The organism is Carnimonas nigrificans ATCC BAA-78 (assembly GCF_000526695.1).
In the GTDB taxonomy this organism is placed as follows: domain Bacteria; phylum Pseudomonadota; class Gammaproteobacteria; order Pseudomonadales; family Halomonadaceae; genus Carnimonas; species Carnimonas nigrificans.
This window is the reverse complement of the sequence record NZ_JAGO01000014.1, coordinates 203,642-215,294: the sequence shown is the minus strand read 5'-3', so window position 1 is coordinate 215,294 and position 11,653 is coordinate 203,642. Positions and strand designations below refer to the sequence as shown.

The 11,653-nt window shown below is 54.2% G+C and carries 13 protein-coding genes; 5 read left to right on the top strand and 8 right to left on the bottom strand.

Features of this window, described 5'->3' with window-relative positions:
* Positions 1-355: 355 nt before the first annotated feature.
* The 7 genes from pssA to radC form a co-directional block, all read right to left on the bottom strand.
* Positions 356-1,249: a CDP-diacylglycerol--serine O-phosphatidyltransferase gene (gene pssA, locus L881_RS0109905; RefSeq protein ID WP_025733541.1), complete on the bottom strand. Its 894-nt coding sequence runs from the start codon at positions 1,247-1,249 to the stop codon at positions 356-358.
* A gap of 42 nt (positions 1,250-1,291) precedes the next feature.
* The gene (gene trpS / locus L881_RS0109900; RefSeq protein ID WP_025733540.1) at positions 1,292-2,305 is read right to left on the bottom strand and encodes a tryptophan--tRNA ligase; all 1,014 of its coding nucleotides are present in this window, start codon (positions 2,303-2,305) and stop codon (positions 1,292-1,294) included.
* Positions 2,306-2,427: 122 nt separating this feature from the next.
* Positions 2,428-3,618, bottom strand: coding sequence for a class I SAM-dependent rRNA methyltransferase (locus L881_RS0109895; RefSeq protein WP_025733539.1), 1,191 nt, complete (start codon positions 3,616-3,618; stop codon positions 2,428-2,430).
* Positions 3,619-3,652: 34 nt separating this feature from the next.
* Positions 3,653-4,468 (bottom strand): bifunctional DNA-formamidopyrimidine glycosylase/DNA-(apurinic or apyrimidinic site) lyase, encoded by an 816-nt coding sequence (gene mutM / locus L881_RS0109890; protein WP_025733538.1) that lies wholly within the window; start codon positions 4,466-4,468, stop codon positions 3,653-3,655.
* 159 nt (positions 4,469-4,627) lie between these two features.
* Positions 4,628-4,783, bottom strand: a complete 156-nt coding sequence (rpmG, locus tag L881_RS0109885; RefSeq protein WP_025733537.1) for a 50S ribosomal protein L33 — start codon at positions 4,781-4,783, stop codon at positions 4,628-4,630.
* A gap of 204 nt (positions 4,784-4,987) precedes the next feature.
* On the bottom strand, positions 4,988-5,224 hold the full coding sequence (rpmB, locus tag L881_RS0109880; protein ID WP_025733536.1) for a 50S ribosomal protein L28: 237 nt from the start codon (positions 5,222-5,224) through the stop codon (positions 4,988-4,990).
* A 314-nt stretch (positions 5,225-5,538) separates the two neighbouring features.
* Positions 5,539-6,213: a RadC family protein gene (gene radC / locus L881_RS0109875; protein WP_025733535.1), complete on the bottom strand. Its 675-nt coding sequence runs from the start codon at positions 6,211-6,213 to the stop codon at positions 5,539-5,541.
* A 212-nt stretch (positions 6,214-6,425) separates the two neighbouring features.
* Between radC and gpmA the strand changes: the two genes are divergently transcribed.
* The 5 genes from gpmA (at position 6,426) to slmA (ending at position 10,559) form a co-directional block, all read left to right on the top strand.
* Positions 6,426-7,121 carry a 2,3-diphosphoglycerate-dependent phosphoglycerate mutase gene (gpmA, locus tag L881_RS0109870; protein WP_025733534.1) on the top strand — a complete coding sequence of 232 codons (696 nt, stop codon included), beginning with the start codon at positions 6,426-6,428 and terminating at the stop codon, positions 7,119-7,121.
* A 48-nt stretch (positions 7,122-7,169) separates the two neighbouring features.
* Positions 7,170-8,447 (top strand): bifunctional phosphopantothenoylcysteine decarboxylase/phosphopantothenate--cysteine ligase CoaBC, encoded by a 1,278-nt coding sequence (coaBC, locus tag L881_RS0109865; protein WP_051464861.1) that lies wholly within the window; start codon positions 7,170-7,172, stop codon positions 8,445-8,447.
* A 25-nt stretch (positions 8,448-8,472) separates the two neighbouring features.
* A complete protein-coding gene (dut, locus tag L881_RS0109860; RefSeq protein ID WP_025733532.1) occupies positions 8,473-8,925 on the top strand; it encodes a dUTP diphosphatase in 453 nt (150 codons plus the stop codon).
* Between the two features lie 44 nt (positions 8,926-8,969).
* Positions 8,970-9,878, top strand: a complete 909-nt coding sequence (gene argB / locus L881_RS0109855) for an acetylglutamate kinase (protein ID WP_025733531.1) — start codon at positions 8,970-8,972, stop codon at positions 9,876-9,878.
* Between the two features lie 78 nt (positions 9,879-9,956).
* Complete coding sequence (gene slmA, locus L881_RS0109850) at positions 9,957-10,559, top strand: nucleoid occlusion factor SlmA (RefSeq protein ID WP_025733530.1); 603 nt, start codon at positions 9,957-9,959, stop codon at positions 10,557-10,559.
* A gap of 87 nt (positions 10,560-10,646) precedes the next feature.
* Here slmA and rpoH read toward each other — a convergent pair whose 3' ends face one another.
* Complete coding sequence (gene rpoH, locus L881_RS0109845; RefSeq protein ID WP_025733529.1) at positions 10,647-11,522, bottom strand: RNA polymerase sigma factor RpoH; 876 nt, start codon at positions 11,520-11,522, stop codon at positions 10,647-10,649.
* Between the last annotated feature and the right edge of the window lie 131 nt (positions 11,523-11,653).

The following is an 11,653-nucleotide window of genomic DNA, read 5'->3' as shown; positions in this document are numbered from 1 at the left end:
AATCTCACCCGCCTGATACAGAATAAAAGGCGTTGCTCGTAAGAGCAGTGGTGAGTGACGTTGCCGTCCGAATCGAAACGAGCGCCCACACAAATTGTCTGATCGATTTTTTAAAGAGCGTTGAAAGAAGCGGTGAACTGCTCCGTTCAAGTGGATGCGTATTCTACGCAATCCTGAGTGGAAGTCAACTGCTTTTTTGTTTTCGTTAACGTTTCCGTTAATTCAACAACTCAGCGATTTTCTTCCGGAAATCAACAACTTGAAAACCTTGCTGACTTCCTCGTTGAGGCCCTGCCCCAGCGATGGAGGCGTACTTTACGCACCATACCGCTTCTTGGCAAGGGCTTTTTACAAATTAATTTCTTTCCCTGCGTTTACGCTGCTTTGCACGCAGGCGTGTGCCGCGAATCAGAGCCACTATCATGCCTGATAGCGCATAGCCGCCAAAGAGAATCAGCAGCACCACAGAGGGCTGAATAGAGATCACGACGAAGGCCAGCACGACGACCAAAAGCGCGACGAATGGCACTCGCCCTCTGAAACCGACCTCTTTAAAGCTGTAGTAGCGAATATTACTGACCATCAGAATACCGCCTAGCGCCACCAGAATGCCGATCAGAAAATCGAGCATTTGCGAGTGCACTTCAAAATTGTGGAACGACCAGACACAGCTCGCCACGATAGCCGCTGCCGATGGACTGGGAAGCCCGACGAACCATTTTTTATCAGTTTGCGCCAGTTGCACATTGAAGCGAGCAAGTCTAAGCGCGCCCCCCGCCACGAAAACGAACGCGCAAATCCAGCCAAACTTGCCCAGCGAGTGCAGTGACCAGCTAAAAGCCAGTACCGCAGGCGCTACCGCAAACGACAGCATATCGGCCAGGCTGTCATATTCTGCGCCAAATGCACTTTGCGTATTGGTCATTCGCGCTACACGCCCATCACAGCCATCAAGCACCATGGAGACAAATATCGCGATGGCAGCCGTCGAAAAATCACCCTTGACCGCGGAAACCACCGCAAAAAAGCCCGCAAAGAGCGCCCCGGTGGTAAACAGATTCGGCAGCAAATAGATTCCCCTGCGCCTCTCGGTTTCACCGTTATGGGTCACCTCCTCGACGACTTCACTATCCTCGAAGAAATCCTTGAAGGGGTCGGTGGGCCAATTGCGCTTATTCCCTTTCTGGGAGGAAGGCTGCTCACCGGGTGGCGACTCATTGTGCATTGAGGATTGGGTGTCCTTAGTCATGGGCACTCCCTTTGAGATAAGTGATGTGCGCTAGAACGGCCATCATACAAATCGTCCCAGCCCCACTACCGAGCGCAACCGCTCAACGAAAGGCGCGGCCTCGGCGCGAGCACGCTCAGCACCTTTATCAAGTATGGACTCAATATGTGCCGGATCTTCCAGCAGTGCCTGATAGCGCTCCCGCGGTTCTTTTAAATGCGCATTAAGACGCTCGAAAACAATATCCTTGACCTCACCCCAGCCGATGCCTTCCTCATAGCGCTTGCGCATATCGTCAGCGCCGGCCTGATCGACAAAGGCGCTGTATATCTGAAACAGCGTGCAACTGTCGGCATCTTTTGGCTCGCCAGGTTCAAGAGAGTTGGTCTTGATCTTGCGCACCAGCTTGAGCAGCTTCTTCTCGGTACAAAACATCGGGATGGTGTTGTCATAGCTCTTGGACATTTTTCGACCATCCAGCCCATTGAGCACCTGAACCCGTTCATCCACCTGAGCTTCAGGAAGAGTGAAGTAATTGCCCTTGTAGATATGGTTGAAGCGCCCAGCGATATCACGCGCCATCTCGATGTGCTGGATCTGATCGCGGCCAACGGGCACGCGGTTCGCATTGAAGAGCAGAATATCGGCCGCCATCAGCACCGGGTAACTGAACAGTCCCATCGAAATGCCGCGATCAGGGTCAGGAACGCCCCCTTCCTCGTTAGCAGCAACCGCTGCCTTATAGGCGTGCGCGCGATTCATCAATCCTTTGGCACAGACACAATTCAGCATCCAGCACAGCTCGTTCACCTCAGGAACATCTGACTGACGATAGAAAAGCGCATTGTCAGTATCCAGTCCCAATGCCAGCCAGGTAGCTGCAATTTCAAGGCGCGACTGCTGTACGCGCTTGGGGTCCTGCGCCTTGATCAGCGCATGCAGATCCGCAAGGAAAAAATAGGGCTGTACGGTATCGTCTCGGCTCGCTTCAATTGCCGGACGGATGGCTCCCACATAGTTGCCCAGATGAGGAGTGCCAGAAGTAGTAATACCGGTAAGAACGCGCGTTTTAGTCATGGAACTCTGTTAGCTCTTGCAGAAGGTTTTCAATGCGGACACCGCTTGGCGCCAATAGTGATAAAGCTATCACTCGCGGCCGAAGGCATGACCTGCGGTGTACCAGCACTCATCAAGACACGTTAGTCGCGGAAGATACGCACGCCAAGCGCCTTCAAGTAAGCAGTCTCAGGTATGGCGGGGTGCACCGGATGATCGGCCCCCTGACGCCCTTCATAAATGATCTGGGCGTTACGATCCTGGTGACGTGCAGCGCCTCTGACAATATCGGTGAGGTGCGTGGGGTCCAAATGCATTGAGCATGACCCGGACATCAGCAAACCATCTTTCTTGATGAGCCTGATGGCCTCACGATTAAGACGCGCGTAGGCCCGTTCGCCGCTGGCGATATCCTTGCGCTTGCGGATAAAGGCCGGAGGATCAACGATCACGATATCAAACTGTTCGCCCTCGGAGCGCAGGGCAGACAAGGCTTCAAACGCATCGCCCTCCATCATGGTGACGCGATCTTCAACACCATTGAGTGACGCATTCTCGGCGACGCGATCCAGCGCCACAGCAGAGCTATCGACGCAGGTCACGCTCTCGGCGCCCTTGGCAGCCGCTTGAATTCCCCAGCCACCAATATAGCTGAAGACATCCAGTACGCGCTTGCCTTCCACCAACTGGTTGAGCCAAGCACGGTTGGGACGATGATCGTAAAACCAGCCGGTTTTCTGGCCCTCAAGTGCAGAAGCACGGAACTTCACACCGTTCTCTTCCACATCAATAACACCATCGAACTCGCCTTTAACCACATCAATATGCTGTTCGAGGTTCTCGATACGACGACCGCTGGTATCGTTGCGCAGCACGATAACGCGAGGATTAAGCACCTTTTCCAGCGCATCAATGACTTCATCGCGCAGAAGATCCATTCCCAGGGTATTGAGCTGCACCACCACGACATCATCAAAACGGTCGATAATCAGACCGGGAAGCAGATCGCCTTCGCTATGTACCAGCCGGTAAAAAGGCGTTGAAAAAAGCTGCTGACGCAGACTTAAAGCCTGGTTAAGGCGATGTACCAGCAGCGATCTATCGAGCCGCATCGACGTGTTGCGTGACACGATGCGTGCGCAGATAAGGGAGTGCGGATTGGCATACGCGACCGCTATGGCCCGGCCATTGGACTCCTCGATAATCACCTGTTGCCCCGGCTCGACCTGCTTCAACGGCGTGGCAGCGTTATCAATTTCGTTGGAGAATATCCATAGATGGCCAGCCTTGAGACGACGTTCCGCGTTTTTCTTCAAGCGCAAATGTTGAGTCACTACATACATCCTGAAATAGACAGAGAAGCCAGCATTAGTGCTGGCACTTGGGACAGTATACCGTGGCGCGCTGACCTATCACGACGTGACAAAGCTCCGTGTGGCAACAGAGACATTCAGCGCCCGCTCGCCCATAGACATTCAAGCGTTGGGCAAAATAGCCTGGCTCGCCCTGCCCGCTCACAAAACCCCGCAGCGTGGTACCGCCCTGCTCAATGGCCGCCGCCAGCACGCTTTTGATGGCTTCCGCCAGGCGCTCATAGCGCTCGCGTGACACCTGCCCGGCAGCACGTCGTGGGTCAATACCGGCAGCAAAAAGAGCCTCGGTCGCATAAATATTGCCGATCCCGACCACATGTGCATTGTCCATGATAAAGGCTTTTACAGCGATCTTCCTGTTTCTCGCTGCAAGGTACAGGTGCTCACCGTTAAACGCCTCAGACAAGGGTTCAGGCCCCAGTCGCGCTAACCGTTTATCCTGTTCTGGAATACCAGAAATGAAATCGACGAAACCGAATCGCCGTGGATCATGGTAACGAAGACACCACCCCGAACTCATACTGAGTTCGATGTGATCATGTTTTTTCAAGGGAGTACCAGGCTTTACCAGCCGCAGCGACCCTGACATGCCAAGATGCCAGAGCAGATGCCCCTCCCCTACCGGCATCAGCAGGTATTTGGCGCGGCGCGACATTGTGCCCACCACCTTTCCAACCACGCTATCTTCAAGCGACAGGGGCACAGTAGAGCGAAACCGGCGCTCACGAATATTCATGCCGTCAATGCGGGCATGCTCGACGAAGGGAGCTATACCACGCAGCGTGGTTTCAACCTCGGGTAGCTCAGGCATTCACATCCCCTTCCATTGACCAACCATTGACCAACTCATACACCATGCACAATTAACTGCACTAAAACGCACTGAACCCGGCACTAGGCCGGGTTCAGTCGCTCGGGAAACCCCGGCAGCAACCACTCGCACACCGTGAAAGGCGTGCGATAAATACGATTACTTGATTTTCGCTTCGCGATAAACCACGTGCTTGCGCACAACGGGATCGTATTTTTTGAATTCCAACTTGTCAGGCGTATTACGCTTGTTTTTGTTGGTGGTGTAGAAGTGACCGGTACCTGCAGAAGAAACCAGTTTGATCTTGTCACGCATGATAAAACTCTCCGGCTCGTTAGAGCGAATTAGTCGGGCAATCAGCCCGGCCCAGGATATCTGATACCCACGCACATGGTGCAATGGGGAGCGCTAAGGCATGTATCACGTATTGAGCACCGAACTGGCGTTCGCTCTGGAAGTTCACTTTAATGATGCTCCAGAAATACCGATGAATCGCTGCCCAATTGAGATAAAAAATGCTTAGACGCGCTCACCACGAGCACGCAGCTCGCCCAGAACCTGTTCAATACCTTTTTTGTCAATGATACGCATACCTTTGGTGGATACGCGCAGCTTGACGAAACGTTTTTCGCTCTCAACCCAGAAGCGATGCGTGTGCAGGTTCGGAACGAACCGACGACGCGTTTTACGCTGGGAGTGAGATACATTGTTACCCGTCACCGGACGCTTGCCGGTGACCTGACATACCTGGGACATGCGTGCCTCCAATCGTTAGTCTGGCCGATCGAACTCGTGGGTGACGGGTCCAACCAGAAAATCGTCTACCAAATTTCTTCGCCAGGCAGCCCAGTGTTCAATGTCTTGACGACAAATCACATGCAAGCAAGCGATATCAACGACTGCTGCACATAGCGAAAAAATTCAAAAACCTGTGTTCCCGATATCCATACAAGCCCGGACAATTCAAGCACGCATTGACTGACGTGCAGTAAACACGGCGAATCGAAGCTCAGATATCAAAGGCGGCATTTTATACCAGAAAGTAAAAAGGTTCACAACCCTGAGCCTTCTTACAAAAGCCCTCTCTCGGCGAACGAGACCACTTCGCCATCCCCTACGACAAAATGATCGAGCACCTTGATATCGACCAGACCAAGGCCATCGACCAGCCGACGAGTCAGGCGGATATCTGCCTCGCTCGGCGTGGCTGACCCTGACGGATGGTTGTGGGCAAAGATAACGGCAGCGGCACCGCGAGCCAACGCCTTCTTGATTATTTCGCGCGGATAGACTGCTGCCGCATTCAAGGTGCCGTGGAACAGGTGCTCGAACTCCAGCATGCGGTGCTGGGAATCCAGAAAGAGCGCAGAAAAGACTTCATGATCGAAATCACGCAATTGCGCTACCAGAAAACGCCGCACGGTTTTTGGCGACTCAAATGCCTCGCCAGCGGCAAGCTCTGAATGGTAGTGGCGCCTTCCCAGCTCAAGAGCCGCTTGCAGGGTAACGTAGGCCGCTACGCCCAGCCCCTTGGCGCGACAGAACTCGACCTGATTGGCACACAAAAGCCTTCTCAGGCCATCGAATTCAAGGAGCTGCTGACGCGCCAGATCGACCGCTGACATGCCACTAATGCCTACCCGCAGGAAAATGGCCAGCAACTCAGCGTCGGAGAGCGCATGCACGCCATGTTTAACCGCTTTTTCTCGTGGCCGTTCATTAGTGGGCCAGTGCTTGATACTCATCGTGCAGCCTCTTGCAAATGACCGACTCTTTATCGACTGCATCTTCACTTTTTTTAGCAACAAGTAGAAAGTGTGGCGACAGCTGAAGGTATAGAGCCCCAGCCATTGGCAGGGCTGATATACTCAGGGCGTTGCAAGTTCAACAGCCCGTGCTGTTATCACACACGTATTGCGTTACCCAATACACTGTTCATCCAAGAAAGGAGCACATAATGGCCAAGCTGGTACTGGTTCGTCACGGCGAGAGTGAATGGAACAAGGAAAATCTGTTTACTGGCTGGGTCGACGTTGACCTCTCTGAGCAGGGCGTAAAGGAAGCAAAACTGGCAGGCCAACGCCTCAAAAAAGCCGGTGTCGAATTCGATATCGCCTATACCTCTGTGCTGAAACGCGCTATCAAGACGCTTCACTATGCGCTGGAAGAGATGGATCAACTGTGGCTTGAAGAGCACAAGTCATGGCGTCTGAACGAACGCCACTACGGTGCACTGTCCGGTCTGAACAAGAAGGAAACCGCCGAGAAATACGGCGACGAGCAGGTTCACATCTGGCGCCGCAGCTACGATGTACTTCCTCCGCTGCTCGATACAAGCGACAAATACCACCCCGCCAACGATCCTCGCTACAAGTATCTCGACCCGCGTGTGTTGCCTGCTGGCGAAAACCTGAAGGTCACCCTTGAGCGCGTCATTCCCTTCTGGAACGACCGTATAGCGCCACAGCTGCGTGATGATAAAACCGTTCTGGTCGCCGCTCATGGCAACAGCCTGCGCGCGCTGGTCAAATACCTTGAGTCGATCAGCGACGATGACATCATGGAGCTGAATATTCCGACAGGCGTGCCGCTGGTATATGAACTCAACGACGAGCTGGGCGTTGAGAACAAGTACTACCTCGACAAAGACTGATCATAAGTAGCCGCCAGCCTCTGGCGGCACTTGTATCTGGAGATATCCATGAGTGCTCAGGCAGCCCTGGCTACGTTGCAGGGCAAACACATTGTGCTCGGAGTAAGCGGCGGAATTGCCGCTTACAAGAGCGCGCTATTGGCACGACTACTGAAGAAAGCAGGCGCTGATATAAAGGTAGTGATGACGCAAGGCGCCCACGCTTTTATCACTCCGCTCACCTTTCAGGCACTTACCGGTAATACCGTTCACGATACGTTGCTGGATGCCGATGCTGAAGCTGGCATGGGACATATCGAGCTGGCGCGCTGGGCTGATCTGATATTGATCGCTCCTGCCACGGCAAATGTCATCGCGCGGCTGGCTCATGGTCACGCCGATGATCTGCTCACCACCATTTGCCTCGCTAGTCCTGCACCCAAACGGCTGGCTCCCGCCATGAACCAGCAAATGTGGGCCAACCCTATCGTCAGCGCCAATATAGAGCGCCTGACGACGTTTGGCTGGGAGCTGCTTGGCCCCGATGACGGAGAACAGGCATGCGGTGATATAGGCAGTGGCAGGATGCTCGAACCGGAGGCTATCGTTGCGCGCTTGCTGGACGACACCTCCCCTTCCCGGCAGATATCACACCATAATCACAGCGGTACAAAGGTGGTCATCACGGCAGGGCCAACCCGCGAAGCCCTTGATCCTGTGCGTTATATCAGCAACTACAGCTCAGGAAAAATGGGCTACGCGCTCGCCGCCGCCGCTCATGCAGCGGGTGCTCATGTCACGCTTGTCAGCGGGCCTGTACAGCTAATGCCACCTGCCGGTGTCAAGGTAATCAACGTGACCAGCGCCGAACAGATGCTCAGCGCCGCTCGCAGCGAAAGCCGCAACGCTGATATATTCATCTCCTCCGCTGCCGTCGCTGACTTCCGACCGCAGCACGTTGCCGAACACAAGATCAAGAAAGGTAGCGACAATACAACCATTCTTGAACTGATCAAAAACCCCGATATTGTGGCAACTATCGCGGGAGAATATTCATCGCTCTTCTGTGTCGGCTTTGCCGCTGAAACGCAATCTCTGCTGGAGAACGCCGGCAGCAAGCTAGTGCGCAAGAAGCTCGATATGATTGTTGCCAATCAGGTAGGCGAAGGATTGGCATTCGATCAGGATAGCAATGCCGTCACGCTTATTTGGCACGACGCACAACAAAAGCTTCAACAGCGTGCATTCCCGATGCAGCCCAAGCCCCAACTGGCGCATCAGCTCATCGACGCTATTTTTGCCCATTATCAGGCGCACCAAGATACGCCGAGCGTAAGCGTCAACTGAAACACCTTGCAAGGAGAACACCTCAATGCCTCGCATTGAAGTCAAGATTCTGGACCCTCGGGTCAAGCAGCACCCCCTTCCCCACTATGCTACCGAAGGCAGCGCGGGCATGGATTTGCGTGCACTGCTGGATGAGCCGCTCACGCTCACACCAGGCGCTACCGAACTGGTACGTACCGGGCTGGCACTGCATATCAAGGACCCCGCCTACGCAGGCGTTGTACTGCCCCGCTCCGGCCTGGGCCATAAGCACGGCATCGTATTGGGCAATCTGGTCGGGCTGATCGACTCGGATTACCAGGGCGAGCTGATGGTCTCCATGTGGAATCGCGGCCAGAACACCGTCACTATCGAACCCTTCGAGCGCATCGCTCAGTATGTTCTGGTTCCTGTTATCCAGGCAGAACTCGAAGTGGTTGAAGAGTTTGAGGAGAGCAGCCGCGGTGCCGGTGGTTTCGGCAGCTCAGGCCGCCAATAGCTCACGCCCGCACCCACCGCCTTCCCCCTTCAGTCGAGGACAGCATGAAGCACCCTATTCCGGCAGCACACTCTCATGATCCGGCTACCATCGTTGAAATTCTGGTGGAGGCGCTCCCCTATATCCAGCGCTACGCAGGTAAAACCATTGTGGTGAAGTATGGCGGCAACGCCATGACCGACGACATTCTGGTCGATTCCTTCGCCCGCGATATCGTGCTGATGAAAACCGTTGGTCTGAATCCTGTGGTGGTTCACGGCGGCGGCCCGCAAATTGGCATCGTGCTGGAACAGCTAGGCATGAAATCGACATTTATCGAAGGCATGCGCGTGACTGACAGTGACACCATGGAAGTTGTCGAAATGGTGCTGGGCGGGCAGGTCAACAAAAGCATCGTCAACCAGATCAACCTGGCGGGCGGCAAGGCGATCGGTCTGACCGGCAAGGACAACGCCCAGATTCACGCCAAGCCAATGAAGATAACGGATCAGCAGGGCGCTCCTGTTGATTTAGGACACGTAGGCGACATCACCCATATTTCGACCGACCTTATCGAGATGCTGACCGGTGCAGACTACATTCCCGTGATTGCGCCTATCGGAATTGATGAACAGGGCCACTCCTTCAATATCAACGCGGATGTTGTCGCCGGCAAGGTTGCGGAAGCGCTCAAGGCAGAACGGTTGATGCTCTTGACCAACGTCGCTGGCCTGCTCGATGCCGAAGGCAAGGTGATGACGGGCTTGAGCGTGGCTGATGTCAACCGCCTGATCGACGATGGCACCATTTACGGCGGCATGCTGCCCAAGATTCGCTGTGCGCTGGAAGCCGTTGAAGGCGGTGTCGATAGCGCCGTTATTGTGGATGGTCGGGTGCCACATGCGACGCTGCTCGAAATATTCACCAATGCGGGGGCAGGTACGCTGATCGGCGCAGCGCCTGCCAACACCTGATACGCTGCCCGGCAGTTCTCTAAGCAGCCAGTACTTAAAGCGAACACACTTTTTGTCTTTACTAAAAATGATCGGATCATGACGCAGGAAACCACTACGCAGAGCCGTCGCGAGCATATTCTGCAAACACTGGCGGAGATGCTTGAAAAAGATAGCAGCGGGCGCATTACAACAGCCGCACTCTCCAGGCAGGTCGGAGTATCGGAGGCGGCACTCTATCGCCACTTTCCCAGCAAGGCGAAGATGTTTGAGGCACTGATTGGCTTCATTGAAGAATCGGTATTCTCACAGATTCACCGGCTGATTGAAGTGACCCGGGAAGACGAGGTGTCGATAGATGAGCGTCTGCGCCTGATTCTGACCTTCATTCTGGCGTTTGCGGAGCGTAATCCCGGCTTGTGCCGCTTGCTCAATGGCGAAATGCTCAGCGGTGATGTGGCACGTCTTCGCCCCAGAATCGCGCAATTTTATGAGCGCATCGAAACACAGCTAAAACAGTTGTTGCGCGAAGCCGAGCTTGCCAGAAGCCTGCATCTCCCCTGCACCATTACCGCCTACGCCAACCTGATGGGGGGCATGGTCGAAGGACGTATTGGGCAATATGTGAGAAGCAATTTCAGGCGCAAGCCCACTGACATGTGGCAAGACCAGTGGCGTGTATTGGCCGCCCCTCTGGTGTAATTTCACTGCGAATAAAATCATCCCAATAAAAATCCGCCGCCCCAGCAGGGACGGCGGATTTTGTTTTCATAGGAAGCAGCGAGGAGCTTAAGAGGCGAAAGCGAGTGACTCTTCACCCATCATATCGCGCACTTTTTTCATCGCGCTTTTCTCAAGCTGGCGAATACGTTCAGCCGAAACACCGTAGGTATCTGCCAGCTCGTGCAGGGTCGCCTTGCTATCGCTCAACCAGCGCTGTTGCAGGATATCGCGAGCACGATCATCGAGCTTCGCCATCGCATCGCTCAAGCGACGGGTTGTATCCTGCTCGTAATCTTCGTCTTCGAGCTGCTGCGCAGGGTTGGCACGCATATCTTCCAGATAGTTGGCAGGCGCCAGATATGCCTGATCATCGTCATCGTTGGCAGAGCCATCGAATCCGGCATCAGTGGAAGAAAGACGGCCTTCCATCTCACGAACGACGTGCGGCTTAACGTCGAGATCCTTGGCGATGGCATCAACTTCATTGCTATTAAGCCAGGCGAGACGTTTTTTGGCGCTACGCAGATTGAAAAACAGTTTGCGCTGAGCCTTGGTGGTCGCCACTTTCACGATACGCCAGTTACGCAGTACGTATTCGTGAATTTCTGCCTTGATCCAGTGCACCGCAAAGGAAACCAGGCGAACGCCCTGAGTAGGATCGAAACGTTTGACGGCTTTCATCAGCCCTACGTTGCCTTCCTGCACCAGATCAGCCTGGGGCAGGCCATAGCCGGAGTAGCTACGGGCGATATGTACCACAAAACGAAGGTGAGACATGACCAGCCGACGTGCGGCGGAAATATCGCCGTTTTCACGCAGACGTGTGCCCAGCTCGCGCTCTTCTTCTACCGAAAGAACGGGAATGGAGTTAACGGTCTGAATATAGCCGTTAAGATCGTGCCCTGGCGAAAGCATGCCAGTAGCCTGAAGATTGTTACCCATTGATGTTTGAAGACTCTTGCTCATCTGTAGCTGTCTCCTGAAAGTGCCTGCATGCTGCGCTTGTGCGCAGTCCCGATAACCAGGGAAATAACGGCAGGCGAGTATAGACAATAACTGAATACGGGTACCTG